The sequence below is a fragment of the Paraburkholderia sp. HD33-4 genome, assembly GCF_021390635.1.
Classification (GTDB): Bacteria; Pseudomonadota; Gammaproteobacteria; order Burkholderiales; family Burkholderiaceae; genus Paraburkholderia.
On the sequence record NZ_JAJEJS010000001.1, the window covers coordinates 3,219,085 to 3,237,889 of the forward strand.

At 63.1% G+C, this 18,805-nt stretch carries 14 protein-coding genes and 1 tRNA gene; 6 read left to right on the top strand and 9 right to left on the bottom strand.

Annotation, left to right across the window (positions count from 1 at the left end; all coding sequences use genetic code 11):
• Window positions 1-64 precede the first annotated feature (64 nt).
• Complete coding sequence (gene ftsH / locus L0U84_RS14235; protein WP_129958219.1) at window positions 65-1,954, bottom strand: ATP-dependent zinc metalloprotease FtsH; 1,890 nt, start codon at window positions 1,952-1,954, stop codon at window positions 65-67.
• 189 nt (window positions 1,955-2,143) lie between these two features.
• The gene (locus L0U84_RS14240) at window positions 2,144-2,806 is read right to left on the bottom strand and encodes an RlmE family RNA methyltransferase (protein WP_233850659.1); all 663 of its coding nucleotides are present in this window, start codon (window positions 2,804-2,806) and stop codon (window positions 2,144-2,146) included.
• 197 nt (window positions 2,807-3,003) lie between these two features.
• Here L0U84_RS14240 and L0U84_RS14245 point away from each other — a divergent pair, with 197 nt between their 5' ends.
• Complete coding sequence (locus L0U84_RS14245) at window positions 3,004-3,531, top strand: YhbY family RNA-binding protein (protein WP_233850661.1); 528 nt, start codon at window positions 3,004-3,006, stop codon at window positions 3,529-3,531.
• Window positions 3,532-3,736: 205 nt separating this feature from the next.
• On the opposite strand, the gene L0U84_RS14250 is transcribed toward L0U84_RS14245, so the two are convergent.
• From L0U84_RS14250 to gloB, 7 genes are all read right to left on the bottom strand, one after another.
• On the bottom strand, window positions 3,737-4,246 hold the full coding sequence (locus L0U84_RS14250) for a DUF4149 domain-containing protein (protein WP_233850663.1): 510 nt from the start codon (window positions 4,244-4,246) through the stop codon (window positions 3,737-3,739).
• A gap of 20 nt (window positions 4,247-4,266) precedes the next feature.
• On the bottom strand, window positions 4,267-4,743 hold the full coding sequence (gene greA, locus L0U84_RS14255; protein ID WP_233850665.1) for a transcription elongation factor GreA: 477 nt from the start codon (window positions 4,741-4,743) through the stop codon (window positions 4,267-4,269).
• Window positions 4,744-4,896: 153 nt separating this feature from the next.
• Window positions 4,897-8,151, bottom strand: a complete 3,255-nt coding sequence (gene carB / locus L0U84_RS14260) for a carbamoyl-phosphate synthase large subunit (RefSeq protein ID WP_233850667.1) — start codon at window positions 8,149-8,151, stop codon at window positions 4,897-4,899.
• Between the two features lie 169 nt (window positions 8,152-8,320).
• A complete protein-coding gene (carA, locus tag L0U84_RS14265) occupies window positions 8,321-9,475 on the bottom strand; it encodes a glutamine-hydrolyzing carbamoyl-phosphate synthase small subunit (protein ID WP_233850668.1) in 1,155 nt (384 codons plus the stop codon).
• Between the two features lie 456 nt (window positions 9,476-9,931).
• Window positions 9,932-11,173 carry an MFS transporter gene (locus L0U84_RS14270; RefSeq protein ID WP_233850669.1) on the bottom strand — a complete coding sequence of 414 codons (1,242 nt, stop codon included), beginning with the start codon at window positions 11,171-11,173 and terminating at the stop codon, window positions 9,932-9,934.
• A 263-nt stretch (window positions 11,174-11,436) separates the two neighbouring features.
• The gene (locus tag L0U84_RS14275) at window positions 11,437-13,116 is read right to left on the bottom strand and encodes a transglycosylase SLT domain-containing protein (protein ID WP_233850670.1); all 1,680 of its coding nucleotides are present in this window, start codon (window positions 13,114-13,116) and stop codon (window positions 11,437-11,439) included.
• A 157-nt stretch (window positions 13,117-13,273) separates the two neighbouring features.
• A complete protein-coding gene (gloB, locus tag L0U84_RS14280; protein WP_233850671.1) occupies window positions 13,274-14,065 on the bottom strand; it encodes a hydroxyacylglutathione hydrolase in 792 nt (263 codons plus the stop codon).
• Window positions 14,066-14,083: 18 nt separating this feature from the next.
• Here gloB and L0U84_RS14285 point away from each other — a divergent pair, with 18 nt between their 5' ends.
• The 5 genes from L0U84_RS14285 to L0U84_RS14305 all read left to right on the top strand — a co-directional run bounded on the left by L0U84_RS14285 (window position 14,084) and on the right by L0U84_RS14305 (window position 18,741).
• The gene (locus L0U84_RS14285) at window positions 14,084-14,965 is read left to right on the top strand and encodes a class I SAM-dependent methyltransferase (protein ID WP_233850672.1); all 882 of its coding nucleotides are present in this window, start codon (window positions 14,084-14,086) and stop codon (window positions 14,963-14,965) included.
• Window positions 14,962-15,408, top strand: coding sequence for a ribonuclease HI (gene rnhA / locus L0U84_RS14290; RefSeq protein WP_184028269.1), 447 nt, complete (start codon window positions 14,962-14,964; stop codon window positions 15,406-15,408). The genes L0U84_RS14285 and rnhA overlap by 4 nt, the downstream gene beginning before the upstream one ends.
• Window positions 15,409-15,490: 82 nt before the next feature.
• Window positions 15,491-16,225: a DNA polymerase III subunit epsilon gene (dnaQ, locus tag L0U84_RS14295; RefSeq protein ID WP_233850674.1), complete on the top strand. Its 735-nt coding sequence runs from the start codon at window positions 15,491-15,493 to the stop codon at window positions 16,223-16,225.
• Window positions 16,226-16,273: 48 nt separating this feature from the next.
• A tRNA-Val gene (locus L0U84_RS14300) sits at window positions 16,274-16,348 on the top strand.
• 518 nt (window positions 16,349-16,866) lie between these two features.
• Window positions 16,867-18,741, top strand: a complete 1,875-nt coding sequence (locus tag L0U84_RS14305) for an ABC transporter ATP-binding protein (protein WP_233850676.1) — start codon at window positions 16,867-16,869, stop codon at window positions 18,739-18,741.
• Window positions 18,742-18,805: the final 64 nt, after the last annotated feature.

Consider the following 18,805-nt stretch of genomic DNA (forward strand, 5'->3'; position numbering starts at 1 on the left):
AACGGATAAATGCAAAACGGGCCGGTGTGTAGCACACCGGCCCGCACTTTCTATCGACTACCGATCAGGCCGGCGCGGTTGCGCTGCCCGGCTTGACTTCGGTGCCCGGGCTGCCGCCCGACGAGGCGTCGCTTGCCGACGGCGGCGAGCTCTTCGGCGAACGCGGCGGACGGCCTGCCATGATGTCGTTGATCTGATCGGCGTCGATCGTCTCCCACTCCATCAGTGCGGCGGTCATCGCTTCGACCTTGTCGCGGTTCTCATCGAGCAGGCGCCGTGCGAGATTGTACTGCTCGTCAAGCACTCGACGGATTTCCGAGTCGACCTTCTGTTGCGTCGCTTCCGAAATGGTCCGCGTAAAACCACGGCCGAACGGCGAAGCGTCGTTCTCGTCGTCGACATAGACCATCGGTCCGAGCGCATCCGTCATGCCGAAACGGGCGACCATCGCGCGAGCCGTCTGCGTCGCCTTGTTGAAGTCGTCCGACGCGCCGGTGCTGATCAGGTTCAGGAACAGTTCTTCCGCGACGCGGCCACCGAACAGGATTGCAAGCCGGTCGAGCAGGTAGTCCTTCGAGTACGTTTCGTTGTCGTGCTCCGGCAACTGCCACGTGACGCCCAGCGCACGGCCGCGCGGAATGATCGTGACCTTGTGCACCGGATCGGCCTTCGGCAGCAGCTTCGCGATCACCGCGTGACCCGATTCGTGATACGCGGTTGCGCGCTTCGATTCTTCGCGGATCACGGCCGACTTGCGTTCCGGACCCATGAAGATCTTGTCCTTCGCGTCCTCGAAGTCCGTCATTTCGACGATGCGCTTGCCGCGGCGCGCCGCGAACAGTGCTGCTTCGTTGACCAGGTTCGCGAGATCGGCGCCCGAGAAGCCCGGAGTGCCGCGCGCGATCACTGCCGCGTCGACGTCGTTCGAGATCGGCACCTTGCGCAGGTGCACCTTCATGATGTGCTCGCGGCCGCGGATATCGGGCAGACCGACGTACACCTGACGGTCGAAACGGCCCGGACGCAACAGCGCTTTGTCGAGCACGTCCGAACGGTTCGTCGCGGCGATCACGATGACGCCCGAGTTCGCCTCGAAGCCGTCCATTTCGACGAGCATCTGGTTCAGCGTTTGTTCGCGCTCGTCGTTACCGCCGCCCATGCCGGCGCCGCGATGACGGCCGACCGCGTCGATTTCGTCGATGAACACGATACACGGCGCGTGCTTCTTGGCCTGCTCGAACATGTCGCGCACGCGAGCCGCGCCGACACCGACGAACATTTCCACGAAGTCCGAACCCGAAATGCTGAAGAATGGCACCTTCGCCTCGCCGGCGATGGCACGCGCGAGCAGCGTCTTACCTGTTCCCGGCGGGCCAACGAGCAACACACCGCGCGGAATACGTCCACCCAGCTTCTGGAATTTTTGCGGATCGCGCAGGAAGTCGACGAGTTCCGACACTTCTTCCTTGGCTTCGTCGCAACCGGCGACGTCGGTGAAATTGATTGCGTTGTTGTTCTCGTCGATCAGCCGCGCACGCGACTTGCCAAACGAGAAGGCCCCGCCTTTGCCACCCCCCTGCATCTGTCGCATCATGTAGAACCAGAAGCCGATGATCAGGATCGTCGGCCCGAGGTAATACAGCACGGACATCAGTGCATTGGGTTCGTCGTCAGCCTTGCCGCTCACCTGTACGCCATACTTCATCAGATCGCCGACCATCCAGATGTCGCCGGGCGACACGATCTGGTACTTCTGGCCGTCTGCTGGAGTGACCGTGAGGTTCCGCCCCTGGACAATGACGTTCTTGACTTTGCCGTTCTTCGCGTCGTCCATGAACTGCGAATAGGAAACGCCTTCCTGGACACGGGGCTTGTCGAACTGCTTGAACACCGTAAACAGCACCAGTGCGATTACCAGCCACACTGCTGCTTTCGAAAACATATTGTTGTTCAAAGCACCACTCCTTCACTTAGACGGGCGCCTACATTTGCCTTGCGGCACCACGAAAGCATTCTAATCCAGTCCGCAGACCCCTGCCATAACGTTTCACTACCACGGAAATAGGGTAGCGGGCCAGCTTGACGCCGGTCTCCGACGCATCCAGCTCATTATTGGCAGAGGTGTAACTGACTCGCCGCATCCCTATGTGGGACGCTTCAGATGCTTACCCAAAATAAATGTTTCTGACGATTTATCACGCGATGCCTTCGGCTTGCGGGCCGCCACCACCTTGAATTGGCGCTTGAACTTTTCGACAATCTGACTATATCCGCTGCCGTGAAAGCATTTGACTAAAAGGGCACCATCCGGTTTCAGGTGATTTTGCGAAAATTCGAGCGCGAGATCGCATAAATGCTCGATCCGCGCCGCATCCGCGATCGCCACGCCCGACAGGTTGGGCGCCATATCCGAAATTACAAGGTCCACCTGGCGCGCACCGACCAATTCTTCGAGCTGGACCAGCACCGAGTCTTCGCGGAAATCGCCCTGGATGAAGTGCACGTCGGCCACGGGCTCCATCGGCAGGATGTCCAAAGCGATGATCGTGCCGTCGATGCCACCTTCGCGTTCCGCGTTCCGTTGCGAGCCGCCCGCGAGCTTATTGCGCGCGTACTGGCTCCAGCTGCCTGGCGAGGAACCCAGATCGACGATCACCTGCCCCGGACGGATCAGCTTGTCCTGCTCATCGATTTCCTTGAGCTTGTAGGCCGCGCGGGCACGATAGCCTTCCCGCTGCGCCATTTTGACGTACGGGTCGTTGATGTGGTCGTGCAGCCACGCGGTATTGAACTTGTTTTTTGCCATTAAAGATTGAACTATTGCTGCGTAGGGTCGCGCTTTAGGGGATAATACGCGGTTAATTCACGCGGTCACCGCCAGACTGGCGACCATCCGCGATTCTGTTGTTCTCACGCGCGCCCTGCCGAATCAATCCGCCCGAATCGCTCGGCGATCGGACGAAAACGCAGGAGCCGCCATTTTAGTCGAGTCTTCCACTTTCCATGCCAGCCCTCAAAGTCTCTTCCGACCAACGCGCCGAGTTGCGCTCCCAGGCACATGCGCTCAAACCGGTCGTGCTCGTCGGGGCCGAAGGCTTGACCGACGCTGTGCTCGCCGAAATCAAGGTGCACCTCGCCGCGCATCAACTGATCAAAATCCGCGTGTTCGGCGATGAGCGCGAGGAGCGCATCGCCATCTACGAAGAAATCTGCGACACCCTGAACGCGGCGCCGATCCAGCATATCGGCAAGCTGCTCGTGATCTGGAAGCCCGAATCGGCACAGCCGGCGGCAAAAGCGAAGCGCGGTGCGTTGCCGAGCGCCCGCGAAGCGGCAGCTGAAGAAGCCCGGCCGGCCAAGGGACGCGCACCGCGCGTCGTCAAAGTCGTCAAACCGACCGACGTGCCGATGCGCAAGCCGCGAGCCAAAGCGGTGCTGGTACGCGGCAATGAACGCGTGACGCAGGGCGGCAACATCAAGCGCGCGAAGAAGCGTCAAACCAGCGCGAAGCGTTCGCATCAGTCGAAGTAAGAGAGCACGCGGCCGGGTGCGGATCGACCCCGCACCGTGCCACCGTGCATCGGTGACCTTGAGCGAAAGGCCGAAGCAAGTTCGCAAATGAACCGCAATCGGCACTGGAATCGCAACGATTCGTCGCAACGTGAGGTTGATCGCGGGCATCGGAATCCGACCGGCGGCAATAGCGCCGCGTCACACCACACGCCAGCCGCAAGCTTCAGCCTGCCACCTTCCCTGTGACTTCGCGCGCGCCCTCCTCCTCGGCCGCAGCGCCGACTCGCGCCGGCAGCAACCAAACGAGCGCAACACCTAGCAGGCTCTCGATCAGATAAAACAGACTCGACACGCCATGCAGAATGCCAAAGCGCGTCGCATAGACGGAGTGCCCGACGTCGCTGCCCGCCTCGAGCGCGGCCACGCGCATCGCATTCATGAACGGCTGCAACGCGAAATAGCCAACCAGCACGCATACGAGCATGCCGGCGAGTAGCCAGCGCAGACGGCGATACAGGCCACTTCCGCGCCGTACGAGCAGATTGGCGAGACCGAGCAGCAAAATGCCGCACACGACGCCAATCAAACCCTGAATACGAAACAGCTGAGCGGCAACAGCACCCGCCGTGGTCCGGTCGAGCGTCGTGAACAGCACGGGCGCCACCGCATAGCCGATAGTCAGCAGACTACCGACCCACACCACCGTCAACAGGCGGAAAAAACGATGGGGCATCAGAGACACCGGCGCCATCCTCAGACGTAGCTGACCGCGATGATTTCGTATTCGCGGATGCCGCCCGGTGCCTGCACCGACGCGACGTCGCCTTCCGACTTGCCGATCAGCGCACGCGCGATCGGCGAGCTGATCGAGATCAGGCCGTGGTCGATGTCCGCTTCGTCGTCGCCGACGATCTGGTATTTGACCGACGCACCCGACTCGAGGTCTTCGAGCTCGAGCGTCGCGCCGAACACCACGCGGCCGTCCGCGTCCACTTGCGACGGATCGATCACCTGCGCGCCCGCGAGCTTCGACTCGATTTCGGCGATGCGGCCTTCAATGAAGCCCTGCTTTTCCTTCGCAGCGTCGTATTCCGCGTTTTCCGACAGATCGCCCTGGGCGCGCGCTTCCGCGATCGAGTTGATCACGGCCGGACGTTCAACCGATTTCAGGCGCTGCAATTCATCGCGCAGCATGTCTGCGCCGCGCTTCGTCAATGGAATAGTGCTCATAAACAACTCTGGAGGCAAAAAACGGCCATAAAAAAAATCACCGCGGTTAAGTGCATTCCGCGAAAGCCGCCGCCCGTGGACAGACCCGGGCCGCAGCACCTGCGGAACGCCGCTTAACCGCGGCACTTACATCTTGGACAGGTAGTCGAAGCCTTAGTTTAGGCGAGCATGGAGTCCTTGTAAATCATAGACTTCCAGGTTCTTCAGATAACGAAGACCCTCCACCGCGGCACGTGCGCCCGACATCGTCGTGTAGTAAGTCACCTTGTTCGCCTGCGCACTCATGCGGATCGAACGTGAATCGGCGATCGCCGCGCGCGTTTCGTCGACCGTCGTGAAGACCAGCGCAATCTCGCCGTTCTTGATCATGTCGACGATGTGCGGACGGCCATCCTTCACCTTGTTGACGACCTTGACCGGCACGCCGGCCGCTTCGATCGCGGCAGCCGTGCCCTTGGTCGCGACGATCGGGTAGCCGAGTTCGTGCAGCATGCGCGCGACTTCAACCGCCTTCGGCTTGTCGGCGTCCATCACGGTCAGCAGCACCGTGCCCGATTCCGGCAGACGCGAACCCGCCGCGAGTTGCGACTTGAACAATGCCTCGCCGAAGGTCTGGCCGACGCCCATCACTTCGCCGGTCGAACGCATTTCAGGTCCGAGCACCGGATCGACCGCCGGGAACTTGACGAACGGGAACACCGCTTCCTTCACGCTGAAGTACGGCGGCTCGACTTCCTTCGTCACGCCTTGCGCAGCGAGCTTCTGGCCGACCATCGCACGCGCCGCGATCTTCGCGAGCGGCAGGCTGGTCGCCTTCGACACGTACGGCACCGTGCGCGACGCGCGCGGGTTCACTTCGAGCACGTAGATGATGTCTTCCTTCGAGCCGTCAGCCTGCGGCACTTGCTGGATCGCAAACTGCACGTTCATCAGGCCGACCACGTTCAGCGCCTTCGCCATCGCGGCGGTCTGGCGCTTCAGTTCGGCGACGGTCGCCTTCGACAGCGAATACGGCGGCAGCGAGCAGGCCGAGTCGCCCGAGTGCACGCCCGCCTGTTCGATGTGCTCCATCACGCCGCCGATAAACACGGCTTCGCCATCCGAGATGCAATCCACGTCGCATTCGATCGCGTCGTTCAGGAAGCGGTCGAGCAGCACCGGCGAATCGTTCGACACCTTCACGGCCTCGCGCATATAGCGTTCGAGGTCGCGCGGCTCGTGGACGATCTCCATCGCCCGACCGCCCAGCACGTACGACGGACGCACGACGAGCGGATAGCCGATTTCGTCCGCGAGCTTCAGCGCTTCATCTTCGGCGCGCGCGGTGCGGTTCGGCGGCTGACGCAGACCGAGGTCTTGCAGCAGCTTCTGGAAGCGCTCACGGTCTTCGGCCGCGTCGATCATGTCCGGCGACGTGCCGATGATCGGCACACCGTTCGCTTCGAGATCGAGTGCGAGCTTCAGCGGCGTCTGGCCGCCGTACTGCACGATCACGCCGACCGGCTTTTCCTTGTCGACGATTTCGAGCACGTCTTCGAGCGTCAGCGATTCGAAGTACAGACGGTCGGAGGTGTCATAGTCGGTCGACACGGTTTCCGGGTTGCAGTTGACCATGATCGTTTCATAGCCGTCCTCGCGCATCGCGAGTGCGGCATGCACGCAGCAGTAGTCGAACTCGATACCCTGGCCGATCCGGTTCGGGCCGCCGCCCAGCACCATGATCTTCTTGTTGTTCGTCGGGTTCGCTTCGCACTCTTCCTCGTAGGTCGAGTACATGTATGCGGTCTTGGTCGCGAACTCCGCCGCGCAGGTGTCGACGCGCTTGTACACCGGACGCACGTTCAGCTCGATACGGCGCGCGCGCACTTCCGCCGGCTTCGCGCCGAGCAGCTTGGCCAGACGCCGGTCCGAGAAGCCGCTCTGCTTCAGATACTTCAACTCTTCCTTCGTGAGGCTCGCGAGCGTGCGGCCGGCCAGCGCCTTTTCCTTCAGCACGATCTGCTCGATCTGCGCGAGGAACCACGGGTCGATCGCGGTCTCTTCGAAGATTTCCTGCGCGCTCATGCCGACGCGGAACGCGTCGCCCACATACCAGATGCGATCCGGACCGGCTTCGCCGATCTCGCGGATGATTTCGTCGCGATTCGCGGTCTTTTCGTCGAGGCCGTCGACGCCGACTTCGAGGCCGCGCAGCGCTTTCTGGAACGACTCCTGGAACGTGCGACCGATCGCCATCACTTCGCCGACCGACTTCATCTGGGTCGTCAGACGCGAATCGGCTTCGCGGAATTTCTCGAACGCGAAACGCGGGATCTTCGTGACGACGTAGTCGATCGTCGGTTCGAACGACGCCGGGGTCTGGCCGCCGGTAATTTCGTTCCTGAGTTCATCCAGCGTGTAGCCGACTGCGAGCTTTGCCGCGACCTTCGCGATCGGGAAGCCGGTGGCCTTCGACGCCAGCGCCGACGAGCGCGACACGCGCGGGTTCATTTCGATCACGATCATCCGGCCGTCTTGCGGATTGATCGAGAACTGCACGTTCGAGCCGCCCGTGTCGACGCCGATCTCGCGCAGCACCGCGAGCGACGCGTTACGCAGGATCTGGTATTCCTTGTCGGTGAGCGTCTGCGCCGGCGCAACCGTGATCGAGTCGCCGGTGTGGATGCCCATCGGGTCGAGGTTTTCGATCGAGCAAACGATGATGCAGTTGTCCGCCTTGTCGCGGACCACTTCCATCTCGTACTCTTTCCAGCCGAGCAGCGACTCTTCGATCAGCAGTTCGCGCGTCGGCGACAGGTCGAGACCGCGCTTGCAGATCTCTTCGAACTCGTCGCGGTTGTAGGCGATGCCGCCGCCCGAACCGCCCAGCGTGAACGACGGACGGATCACGACCGGATAGCCGCCCGAGCCGGTTTCCGCGGCGATCTTCGCCTGCACCTGCAGCGCTTCTTCCATCGAATGCGCGGTGCCCGACTTGGCCGAACCGAGGCCGATCTTGGTCATCGCGTCCTTGAACTTCTGGCGGTCTTCCGCCTTGTCGATCGCTTCCGGCGACGCGCCGATCAGCTCGACGTCGTACTTCGCCAGCACGCCGTGCGCGTGCAGATCGAGCGCGCAGTTCAGCGCGGTCTGGCCGCCCATCGTCGGCAGGATCGCGTCCGGGCGCTCCTTCGCGATGATGCGCTCGACCACTTCCCACGTAATCGGTTCGATGTAGGTCACGTCGGCCGTGTTCGGGTCGGTCATGATCGTCGCCGGATTGCTGTTGACGAGAATGACCTTGTAGCCTTCCTCACGCAACGCCTTGCATGCCTGCGCGCCCGAATAGTCGAACTCGCACGCCTGGCCGATGATGATCGGACCCGCGCCGATGATGAGGATGCTCTTGATGTCTGTCCGCTTGGGCATAACGCTCTCGCTAATGTATTCCTGAATTCTTTCCGTCGGCGCGCGCCGGTTTCACGTTGCACGCGCTGTTTCGCGGCGCGCCCGCCGACTCGTGCAGCGGGCCGCCGCGGCCGCCGCGAGCCGCTTTCGTTTCCGTCTGCGGCTGACTTGTGCGGCCGGCCTTACTGCGTCAAGCCGCTGCGCTCTTGCCGTTCTTCTGCGCGTCCATCAACGCGGTGAAGCGGTCGAACAGGTACGCGACATCGTTCGGGCCGGGCGATGCTTCCGGGTGGCCCTGGAAGCAGAACGCCGGCTTGTCGGTCAGCGCGAAGCCCTGCAGCGTGCCGTCGAACAGCGACACGTGGGTCACGCGCGTGTTGGCGGGCAGCGTGTCGGCATCGACCGCGAAGCCGTGGTTCTGCGACGTGATCACCACGCGGCCGTCTTCGAGATCCTTGACCGGATGATTCGCGCCGTGGTGGCCGGTCTTCATCTTCATCGTCTTCGCGCCGACCGCGAGGCCCATGATCTGATGGCCAAGGCAAATGCCGAAGGTCGGAATGCCGCGCTCGATGAACTCCTTCGTCGCCGCGATCGCGTAGTCGCACGGTTCCGGATCGCCAGGGCCGTTCGAGAGGAACACGCCGTCCGGGTTGAGCGCGAGCGCGTCAGCCGCGCTCGCCTGCGCCGGCAGCACGGTGACGTGGCAACCGCGCTCGGCCAGCATGCGCAGGATGTTCTGCTTGACACCGTAGTCGAATGCAACGACGCGGTACTTCGGCGCCTTCTGCTCGCCGTAGCCGGTGCCCAGTTGCCATTCGGTTTTGGTCCATTCGTAGGCTTCCTTCGTCGACACGACCTTCGCGAGGTCCATGCCGGCGAGGCCCGGGAACGAGCGCGCGAGTTCAATGGCCTTGGCTTCGTCGTCGGACCCGGCGAGGATCGCGCCGTTTTGCGCGCCCTTGTCGCGCAGCACGCGGGTCAGCTTGCGGGTGTCGATGCCGGCGATGGCGACCACGCCTTCGTCCTGCAGGTATTGCGGGAGCGTGCGCTCCATGCGGAAGTTCGACGCGAGAACCGGCAGATCACGGATGATCAGGCCGGCGGCATGGACTTTCGTCGCTTCGACGTCTTCGGCGTTCACGCCGACGTTGCCGATATGCGGGTACGTGAGGGTCACGATCTGGCGCGCGTAGCTCGGGTCAGTCAGGATTTCCTGATAGCCGGTGATGGCGGTGTTGAACACGACTTCACCGATGGTATGCCCGGGGGCGCCGATCGAATAACCACGAAAGACCGTGCCGTCGGCGAGCGCGAGTAGAGCGGGAGAAAATGACGGCAACACGGGAGACTCCTTGGGGGAACACCCTGTTGCCACCTGTCTATCCGATTGCAAGCCGCAGCGAAACACATCGTGGATGCGCGCGCAGACTCGCTCGCGAGCTGCCGGTGACGCTGCAAGGGGCGCGATGGGTCCATTGTGTGGACGACTCGGCTGGGTGCGGGCCCCTTCTTGCTACGCCAATGGCGCGCGGCGGATGAACGGTATGGGGGAGGTAGGCGCTAGGGTGCGGGTTGATAAGCTCAAACCTTGAAATTATAGCCTGAAACGGCCCTTCCCTCCAAATCTGAGATAGGACGCGGACTTGGGGCGACATGCATGGCGCAGGGTCAAAGCCTTGCCAAGCGGCGTCGCGAGGGACTTGCCTGGCTAACTTATGCGGTCAGTGCGCACGATGTTGACGGGGACGGATCACCCGTGACGCCCCGCCCTCCGAAGCGAAACCCACCGCGCGGCCGCTCACGCCTCCTGTTCCGCACCCATCTCGGCCGACCGGGCAAGCTGGCGCCCCGGCAATACGTACCAGATCGCACTCAGCACCTGCAACGCGACGAGGATTTCCCACGCGGTCAGATGCGCGAGCGCCGGATAATGCCCGCCGCTCGCCGGCCAGTGCGACAGCACCGCGCCAACGCCGATCTGAAAACCGAAGATCAGCAGAAAAATAATCAGCGTCAGTGTCGTGTTGACCCGGCCGATCATCTGCGGCGGGAAATGCCGCGCCATCACCGCGTAGCTCAGAATGCCAGTGCCGCCGAAGATCCCATAGGCGGCCCACAACAGGCTCGCCGGCAACGGCGCGTTGAACATGATCAGCATCTGCGTCAGCACGTACAGCGCCATGCCGATGCCGCAGAACGCGTACAGCGAGATGCCGCGCCGCTCGAGGCTGCGCGCCGCCGCGCCGAAACCGACGCAGCCGGCCATCATCGCGAAGCCGAGGATCGACACGAGCGCCGCCGCCTCGTGCGGCTCGAAGCCTTGTACATCGCGTAGCCATGCTCCGACCCACAACGACTGCATCGCGTAAAAGACGCCTTGCGTGACGACCGAGAACGACGCGATTTTCCAGAACGCCGCGCTGCGCAGGATGTGCCACGTGCCCTTGAATTGGGCGACGAGGCTCGCCTGGCGATGCGTTTCGCGCGCGTCGGGCGCGAGCGTCCATTGCGCGAGAGCGACCACCACCGTCAGCACACCGAGCCCGACGCAGACCGAACGCCAACTGGAGAAACCGAGCACCCACGTGAGCGGCGAGCCGACCATCACGCCGCCGAAACCGCCGATCGCCATGACCAGCCCGTTCATCAACGGCAGACGCGCGACCGGAAAATGCTGCGCGAGCGCCTTGAACGCGGCGCCGAGGCACACCGACACGCCAACCCCGATCAGTAGTCGCCCGACCATCATCATGCCGAGACTGTGCGCGGCGCCGAATACCAAGATGCCGAGCGCGGCAAAGAGCAGCGTGGCGGCCGTCACGCGACGCGCGCCGAAGTGGTCGAGCAGTACGCCGGCGGGGATCTGCGCGCCCGCGAAACCGAGGAAATACAGACTCGTCAGCACACCCAGATCGGCGGCGGACAACCCGAGATCGCGCGTGATGAACGGCGCGAAACCAAGATTGACGCCGCGAAACACATAGGAAACGAAGTAGCCGGCGGAGAAAAGCAGAAAGACGCGCAGTTGGGTCGACGACATAAATCAGGAAGTAAGCCTGGAAATGGCCTCAAGAACCTGGTCTGAGGGTCGGACGGTTCGGGACACGACGGCTCCCCACGGCCAACGCGACCGCAGCACGAACAATAAAGTAAATACCGCAAACGCGCAGGAATCGTCGGCGCAATGAAAAACGCCGTCACCCTGAGGTGACGGCGTTGGATGAACACGGTGTGTGATCGGAGCGCAATCCATGCGCTGCCCCCGCAACGCATGTGGTCACTACCGTGGGAGCCGCTATTGGTCTATTTACCCTTCTTCTTCGCGTTGGTCACGGTCTTCGGGCGGCTCTCTGCCGTGGCCTTCGACGCCTTGCCGGGCACCGAGGCCGACACCTTCTCGACCTTCCCCTTGCTGGCAACGGGCGCCGCCGGCTTGTCACTCTTGCCGCCCGGCTCGGACACCTTGACGATGGCAGAGTGGCCGCGCCCCTTCTTTTTATCGTAGCGCGAATCGGCACGTGTGTCTGCGACATGGACGCCGATCTTCTGCACACTGCCGCCTTGCACGTCGGCGGCGATCTTTTCCGGACCTGGCTCGCTCGGAACCGGCTTGCCGACCGGCACGTGCAGCACGATCACCTGACCGCGCGAAACCTGATCGCGATGGGTCTTGTTCCATGCCTTCAATTGACCGACCGACACGCCGTAGCGCAGCGCGATGGCGGCCATCGACTGATTGCGGCGCACGCGGATCAGCATCTTGCGCGTGTCGGGAACATCGGGCTCCATCGCGAGCACCGCGCTTTCGGCGACGTCGGCGCTGATGTCCTCGTCGTCGTCCGAGCCGCGCGGCACGACGATCGTCGAGCCCGGCTTCAGCCGCATGCCGACCGGAATCTTGTTCACTTCCATCAGCGTGTCGGGGTCGACGCCGATCTTCTGTGCGATCGCAGCCGGCGTCGCGCGTTCGTCGACCGTGTAGGTGGTCCAGGACGATAGCGAGCCGGAGTACGCTTTCAGATTGCGCTCGAACGCGGACGCGTTGTCGAAGGGCAACAGAATCTGCGGCTGCGTTGCGCCGAGAATCACCGGCTTCCTGAACGACGGGTTCAGCGAACGGAACTCGTCCGTCGACATGTTGGCGAGCCGCGCGGCGACATCGACGTCGATGTCGTGCGAGGTCGTGACCGTCACGAAGTACGGGTGGTTCGGAATGGCCGGCAGCGTGAGCCCATACATCTGCGGGTTCATCACGAGGTTCTTGACCGCCTGCAGCTTCGGTACGTAGTTGCGCGTTTCGTTCGGCAGACGCAGGCTCATGTAGTCGGTCGGCAAACCCGCCGCCTCGTTGCGCGCGATCGCGCGCTGCACGTTGCCCTCGCCCCAGTTGTACGCGGCGAGCGCGAGTTGCCAGTCGCCGAACATGTCGTGCAGGTTCGACAGGTAGTCGAGCGCGGCACTGGTCGACGCGAGCACGTCGCGGCGCTCGTCCTGCCACATGTTCTGCTTCAGGTTATAGGTTCGGCCCGTACCCGGCATGAACTGCCACATACCCGCAGCCTTGGCGACCGACAAAGCCTGCGGGCTATATGCGGACTCGATGAACGGCAGGAGCGCGAGCTCGGTCGGCATATGGCGCGACTCGAGCTCCTCGACGATGTGATACAGGTATTTCTGCGAGCGCTCGGTCATGCGCTGTACATAATCGGGACGCTGCAGATACCAGTTGAGCTGCATGTCGACGAGGTCGCTCTGCAGGTCCGGCATCTGGAAGCCGCGGCGAATGCGGCCCCACAGATCGGCGTCCTGGCTCGTCAACTGATTGACGGAGCCCTGATCGACGTTGATGGTTTCTTTAGCGGTGGCGTTCTTGCGAAGGGCGTCGGCTACGGCTTGCTGGCTGGTGGCGTTATTCGTCATCGGTCCCTGACTCGCGCACGCGGCGAGTGTCAGGACCAATAACGCACTTAAGATAAATCGCATGAACGTCTCGGTTTCCACAAGGGCTGGAATTTGCAGCCGATAGTACGAAACGTCAACGTTTCCGTCAATTGGAATATTGCGAAAAAAATCAACCAAATCTGGGGCTTGGCGAATTTTTCCGATTCATCGCGTGAAGAACCGCCGAATGCGCTCCGGATCAACGGAAACGGTTCTTCCATTCACGCATCAATGTGAAGGCCTTCAGCCGATCAGACACCGTTTCGTGCAATTGTGCTTCGAGGTTCGACTGGATCGCCGGCTCGCCTGCGCGCAGAAATGGATTGACCGCGCGCTCGTGCGCGATCGTGGTCGGAAGCGTCGGCTGGTGGCGGGCACGCAGTTCGTTCGCCTTGTCACGCCATGCCTGCAACGCGACGTTGTGTGGCTCGCAAGCGAGCGCAAAGCGAATGTTCGACAGCGTATATTCGTGCGCGCAATGCACTTCGGTTGCGCCGGGCAGCGCGGCGAGCGCATCGAGCGAGTTCAGCATCTGCTGCGCCGTGCCTTCGAAGAGGCGCCCGCAACCGCACGCGAACAGCGTGTCGCCGCAAAACACGTGCGGCGTGCCGCGTGAATCGCCCGCCTGGAAATAGGCGATGTGTCCGCTGGTATGACCTGGCACCTCGAGCACGCTGAATTCGAGCGCGGGTGCCGCGATCGTCACGTGATCGCCGCTTTTGAGACGATGTGTCAGACGCGCGATCGCTTCGCCGGCGGGGCCGTAGACCGGAACGTCCTGGCCGTTCAGCAGATCGGCCACCCCGCCGACGTGGTCTTGATGATGGTGCGTGAGTAAAATAGCGCTCAGCCGCCAGCCTCGTTGGGCCAGACAGGCGCGCACAGGGGCGGCTTCGCCCGGATCGACGACGACCGCGTGATGTCCGTCGGCAATGACCCAGATGTAATTGTCTTCAAACGCCGGGACCGGTACGTACTCGAGCGCATTCATAGGCGACGCATTTTTAATATGACTGACCGAGCGATTATAGACTGGCCCGCCTGGACCGATTCGCCGCCAGGCCGCTACGTGCTCGACTGGGAGCAAACCCAGCTCGATCGCGTGGTGTCGGACGTGTTCGGCTATCATGCGCTGCAACTCGGCCTGCCGCAGCTCGACGCGCTGCGCGAGAACCGCATGCCGTGCCGCGGCCTCTTGCTCGACGCAGCGAGCGGCGCGAGCGCACCGTACACCTATCCGCGATCGGCACGTCGTGGCAGCGTGAGCGACATTAGCGGCGCGGGCAACGCTGGCGGCGAGATTCCAGCCAACGCCGCGCCAGCCGCCCCCGGCCTGCACGCGCCAGCCGGACGCAGCGCGGTCTGGTGCGATTTGCTCGATCTACCGATCGAAGCGCAGAGCGTCGACCTGCTCGTGATGCCGCACACGCTCGAATTCACCAGCGACCCGCATCGGCTGCTGCGCGAAGCCGAACGCGTGCTGGTTCCCGAAGGCCAATTGATCATCCTCGGCTTCAACTCGTTGTCGCTGTGGGGCGTGAGGCAGTCGATCGGCAAGATGACGGGACGCCCGTTCGTACCCTCGGCCGTCGACCTGATCGCGTTCACGCGTCTGAAGGACTGGATCAAGCTGCTCGGCTTCGACCTTGAACGCGGGCGCTTCGGCTGCTATCGTCCGCCGCTCGCGAGCGATCAATGGCTCGCGCGCTATGGCTTCATGGAAGCCGCCGGCGACCGCTGGTGGCCGATTTTCGGCGCCACCTACATGATCAAGGCGATCAAGCGCGTGCGCGGCATGCGTCTCGTCGGGCCGCTCAAAGTGAAAAAACCCGTGCTAGCGGCAGGCCTCACGCCCGCCGCCACCCCGAACACACGTAACCATACCGAATGACTCCGGATCACATCGACATCTATACCGACGGCGCCTGCAAGGGCAATCCCGGCCCCGGCGGCTGGGGCGCGTTGCTGCGCTTCGGCAGCCAGGAAAAAGAACTGTTCGGCGGCGAAGCCAACACGACCAACAATCGCATGGAGCTGATGGGCGTGATTTCCGCGCTCGAGGCGTTGAAGCGCCCGTGCAAGGCGATCGTCCACACCGATTCGCAATACGTGCAGAAGGGCATCAGCGAGTGGATTCACGGCTGGAAGAAAAAAGGCTGGGTCACCGCGGCGAAGCAGCCGGTCAAGAACGCCGATCTGTGGAAGCGGCTCGACGCGCTCGTCGCGCAACACGAGATCGAATGGCGCTGGGTGCGCGGCCACAACGGCCACCCGGAAAACGAACGCGCCGATCAGTTGGCCAACCGCGGCGTGGCGTCGCTCGCCGAAATGTAAACGGCCTGCGCGCATCGGCAACGACGCGCGCCGCCCTCTTCGCTTCCTTTCTGCAATATTTTTCGAAGCAGGCTAATCCGACATGCGTCAACTGATCCTCGATACCGAAACTACCGGCCTGAACCCGCGCGGCGGCGACCGGATTCTCGAACTCGGGTGCGTCGAGCTGGTGAACCGCCGGCTGACCGGCAACAACCTGCACTTCTATATCAATCCCGAGCGCGACAGCGATCCGGGCGCGCTCGCAGTGCACGGGCTGACCACGGAGTTTTTGAGCGACAAGCCGAAGTTCGGCGAGATCGTCGACCAGTTCCGCGACTTCATCCAGGACGCGGACCTGATCATCCACAACGCGCCGTTCGACATCGGCTTTCTCGACGCCGAGTTCGCGCTGCTCGGTCTGCCGCCGGTGAGCACGCACTGCGGCGAGATCATCGACACGCTCGCGCAAGCCAAGCAGATGTTCCCCGGCAAACGCAATTCGCTCGATGCGCTGTGCGACCGCTTCGGCATCAGCAATGCGCACCGTACGCTGCACGGCGCGCTGCTCGACTCGGAACTGCTCGCCGAAGTCTATCTGTCGATGACGCGCGGCCAGGAAAGCCTCGTCATCGACATGCTCGGCGAAGCGCAGGCCGGCGGCGATACGCATGCGCCGCGAGTGGCGCTCGACTCGCTGGAGCTGGTCGTGATCGCCGCGAGCGACGATGAAAGCGCCGCGCACGAAGCCGTGCTCGACACTCTCGACAAAGAGATCAAAGGCGCGAGCGTGTGGCGCCTTGAACCCGCACCAGCAACTGATGAGCAAACTGCTTAAAAAAGACTAGACGAACCCTATATTCCCTGACATAATCTCAATCTCTTCGGGTGGTTAGCTCAGCGGTAGAGCACTGCCTTCACACGGCAGGGGTCACTGGTTCGATCCCAGTACTACCCACCAGATTCTTGGTGTGTCGATCACCGAAGACAAAAGGGCTTACGCAGCAATGCGTAAGCCCTTTTTCTATTGTCCGGCGCTACATCGCGCGTGCCCATGCAGGGTACCGCTGGCTGTAGAACCACGTCGTTCCGTAGGTTGGCGAGCCCCCCGCTCTGTTGCTATATTCGGCAGACGGGTATTCGCCCGGTCCGGCTCCGTCCGGTTTCTCCATCTTGAACCATCTCAGGGAGGCGCCACATGTTCGCTGTGCAGCGCGCGTTCCCTCGCATGGTCCCACGACCGCAGGCCCGTCCGCCACGAACGATGCGACCTTGAAAGCCGCAGCGTCGTAGCTGGTGCAACGCCGCCTCGACAGGCGCGCCGCATTCATCCCCGACAGTCCGTTGTTCCGTTGCCGTTGTTTGCTGTCGCATTTTTTCGCGCGGTCCCGCGCGCGTTCCGGCATTCGCTGGCTGTCTACTCTTTTTCGCTTCTGACTGGAACCTCGGCGCGCTCGTGCGTCGCCGGGTCGAAAGCAAATGGCTAACAGAAAACTCGACTTTCGCGGACAAGCCTTCAAGGATGTCCTCGGCTTCACCTTCCGTCACTGGGCACAACAGCCGTGGCGCATCGTCGTGATTGCGGCACTCGCGCTGTTCACGGCGGGCGCGGACATCCTGACGCCGGTCTTCGCCGGACGTCTCGTCGACGCCATCGCGTCCGGTCCGGCGTCGTCGGCGCCCGTCTGGCATCACGCGCTCGAAGCCTTCGGCGCGCTCGCCGCGCTCGGGCTCACCGCGACACTGCTGCGCCAGGGTGTGTACTTCAACATCATCCGTTTCACGCTGAAGATGATGAGCGAGATCGCCGTGCGCGCGTTTCATCGAGTGCAGCGCTTTTCGACCGACTGGCACGCCAACAGCTTCGCCGGCTCAACCGTGCGCAAGATCACGCGCGGCATGTGGGCGCTCGACCTGCTGAACGACACGCTGCTGATCGCGCTGCTGCCATCGCTCGTGATGCTGGTCGGCGCGACCACGTTGCTCGGCTGGCGCTGGCCGATGATGGGCGTCGTCGTCGGCATCGGCTCGCTGCTGTACATCGGTGTGACCGTAACGGTGTCGCTCGGCTTCGTCGCACCGTCCGCGCGTCTCGCGAACGCGTGGGATACGCGCATGGGCGGTGCGCTCGCCGATGCGGTCAGCTGCAACGGCGTCGTCAAGGCTTTCGGCGCGGAGGCGCGCGAGGAAGCGCGGCTCGCGCACGTGATCGGCAGGTGGCGGCAGCGCACGCGCCGCACGTGGGTGCGCGGCACGCTCAACGGCGGACTCCAGGGCGGCATGCTGGCCGCGATCCAGGCCGCGATTCTCGGCGTGGCGCTGCTGCTGTGGGCGCGCGGCGAAGCGAGCGTGGGCGACATCACGTTCGCGCTGACGATGTTCTTCATGCTGCAAGGCTATCTGCGCGACATCGGCATGCACATCCGCAACCTGCAGCGCTCGGTCAACGACATGGAGGAGCTGGTGTCGCTCGAGAGCCAGCCGCTTGGCATCGAGGATCGTCCCGGCGCCGGCCCGATCGCGATCCGCAACGGCGAGATCCGCTTCGAGCACGTGTCGTTTCACTATGGCGCGCACAGCCGGCCCCTCTACGACGACTTCTCGATACGCATCGCGCCGGGCGAGCGCGTCGGGCTGGTCGGTCATTCCGGCTCGGGCAAGACGACCTTCATCAAGCTGATCCAGCGCCTTCACGACATTTCGGGCGGCCGGATCACGATCGACGGTCAGGACATTGCGCAGGTCCAGCAGACGTCGCTGCGCAGCCAGATCGCGATCGTGCAGCAGGAACCGGTGCTGTTTCACCGCTCGCTTGCCGAGAACATCGCGTATGGACGGCCCGGCGCGAGCCGCGCCGACATCGAGCGGGCCGCGCGGCTCGCGAGCGCGCACGACTTCATCTCCGCGCTGCCGAACGGCTACGACACGCTGGTCGGCGAACGCGGCATCAAGCTATCGGGCGGCGAGCGCCAACGTGTCGCGATCGCGCGGGCGTTTCTCGCCGACGCGCCGATCCTGATTCTCGACGAAGCGACGTCGAGCCTCGACAGCGAAAGCGAAGTGCTGATCCAGCGCGCGATGGAGCGGTTGATGCAGGGGCGCACGACGCTGGTGGTCGCGCATCGGCTGTCGACGGTTCGCGCGCTCGACCGGCTGCTGGTGCTCGACAAGGGCAAGGTGATCGAGGAAGGTAGCCACGACGCGCTGATCAAACGCGACAACGGACTGTACCGTCGCCTGTTCGAGCGTCAGGCGCTGGAGTTGATCAAGGGTCTCGGCGAACCGGAACTCGCGCGCGAAACGGCAAAGGTCAAAGCCGACCGGGTCGACGATTCCGGCTTGCTGGTCGGCTAGCGCGACACAGGGGTGCACTGGCCGACGTGGCCAGCGGCGCCACATCTGAGGCCACCCATCCGCG

Coding starts and splice junctions, on each gene's coding strand:
- carB (WP_233850667.1), bottom strand. CDS start 8,151: ATGCCCAAGCGGACAGACATCAAGAGCATCCTCATCATCGGCGCGGGT.
- dnaQ (WP_233850674.1), top strand. CDS start 15,491: ATGCGTCAACTGATCCTCGATACCGAAACTACCGGCCTGAACCCGCGC.
- L0U84_RS14250 (WP_233850663.1), bottom strand. CDS start 4,246: ATGCCCCATCGTTTTTTCCGCCTGTTGACGGTGGTGTGGGTCGGTAGT.
- L0U84_RS14270 (WP_233850669.1), bottom strand. CDS start 11,173: ATGTCGTCGACCCAACTGCGCGTCTTTCTGCTTTTCTCCGCCGGCTAC.
- rnhA (WP_184028269.1), top strand. CDS start 14,962: ATGACTCCGGATCACATCGACATCTATACCGACGGCGCCTGCAAGGGC.
- L0U84_RS14240 (WP_233850659.1), bottom strand. CDS start 2,806: ATGGCAAAAAACAAGTTCAATACCGCGTGGCTGCACGACCACATCAAC.
- gloB (WP_233850671.1), bottom strand. CDS start 14,065: ATGAATGCGCTCGAGTACGTACCGGTCCCGGCGTTTGAAGACAATTAC.
- L0U84_RS14285 (WP_233850672.1), top strand. CDS start 14,084: ATGACTGACCGAGCGATTATAGACTGGCCCGCCTGGACCGATTCGCCG.
- L0U84_RS14245 (WP_233850661.1), top strand. CDS start 3,004: ATGCCAGCCCTCAAAGTCTCTTCCGACCAACGCGCCGAGTTGCGCTCC.
- L0U84_RS14275 (WP_233850670.1), bottom strand. CDS start 13,116: ATGCGATTTATCTTAAGTGCGTTATTGGTCCTGACACTCGCCGCGTGC.
- greA (WP_233850665.1), bottom strand. CDS start 4,743: ATGAGCACTATTCCATTGACGAAGCGCGGCGCAGACATGCTGCGCGAT.
- L0U84_RS14305 (WP_233850676.1), top strand. CDS start 16,867: ATGGCTAACAGAAAACTCGACTTTCGCGGACAAGCCTTCAAGGATGTC.